Origin of the sequence: Psychrobacter sp. I-STPA6b (genome assembly GCF_020662265.1) — a bacterium.
In the GTDB taxonomy this organism is placed as follows: Bacteria; Pseudomonadota; Gammaproteobacteria; order Pseudomonadales; family Moraxellaceae; genus Psychrobacter.
The window spans coordinates 1-445 of record NZ_VEWM01000106.1 but is presented as its reverse complement, the minus strand read 5'-3'; the positions used below and the strand labels follow the sequence as shown (position 1 = coordinate 445).

Here is a 445-nt window from a genome sequence, read left to right as displayed (position 1 = left end):
TGTTTAGTTATGTGTTAAAACCAGCGGATTTAACTGTAACTAAAGATCAAGAACTCTGGGATACATGAGATTTCTTTTACCTCTCTGTATTCAGAGCAAAAAGAGAGCCCCCTGACAGAATCGAACTGTCGACCTTTTCCTTACCATGGAAACGCTCTGCCGACTGAGCTAAGGGGGCAATCACGTTGACGGGAGATTCGCTCTCTCACCAAGCTTCTTGAAGATTACCGGACAGTGGCGTCCATGACAAATCGCCAGGACAAAGGTAACAACTCATGAACAACAAGTCTTTAAAAGAACATAAAGCAATAGGACACTCTGTGGACAACAGAACAGCGCACAGAAACGTTCCTCTAGACGACATAACCCCCGCACAGCAGAAGAATAATGCGGGGGTTATGTAACTATTGAGAGTGCCAGGTCAAGGATTCGAACCTTGGTAGGC

General features: G+C 45.4%; 1 tRNA gene. It reads right to left on the bottom strand.

Annotated features, from left to right (window positions below):
• Positions 1-105: 105 nt before the first annotated feature.
• Positions 106-178 (bottom strand) — tRNA-Thr (locus FHK88_RS12250).
• Positions 179-445 lie beyond the last annotated feature (267 nt).